Origin of the sequence: Mesorhizobium sp. M7D.F.Ca.US.004.01.2.1, from assembly GCF_003997785.1 — a bacterium.
GTDB classification, from domain to species: domain Bacteria; phylum Pseudomonadota; class Alphaproteobacteria; order Rhizobiales; family Rhizobiaceae; genus Mesorhizobium; species Mesorhizobium loti.
Genome location: NZ_RZRQ01000765.1, coordinates 1 through 446, shown reverse-complemented (window position 1 = coordinate 446; position 446 = coordinate 1). Strand labels below are relative to the sequence as shown.

Genomic DNA, 446 nt, shown 5'->3' with positions numbered 1-446 from the left:
GCGTAACCGTCTTGTCGCGGAGCGGCGTAACAAACTCGGGCTGCCAGCGCCGGGCCTGCCGATCCTCGACGAAAGCCGGGATGCGATAATTCAGCATCAGCGCCGCCGTCAGAATAAACTCCGCGCCCTTCTCGCTATGCACACCTGAGGCATTGGTAAGTGTGATGTTCGTTGGCAATGTTGGCAAAAAGGCCTCCACTCCGGCAGAGACTGTCTGCACCCACTGCAGGCGTGGCAGGCGTTCAGCTGCATTGCCGATGTGGACCTTCGCCGAAGTGAAGATGACGCGCGTCTCGTCGTGGGCTGTCTCGATCGCGGCAGGAAGTACGCCGAATGTCGCCTCATATGCTGGCGCGCCGCCTCGCTCGAGGCCGGTGGCAAGTGTGTCTGGCCGAATGTACAGGTCGGGATGGCCGCCAGGGTCGTTGACGACATGGATTCTCAGG

The 446-nt window shown here is 61.4% G+C and carries 1 pseudogene; it reads right to left on the bottom strand.

What is annotated here, in order from left to right:
• Positions 1-446 (bottom strand): annotated as a pseudogene (locus EN993_RS37300) (hypothetical protein); the annotation flags it as partial.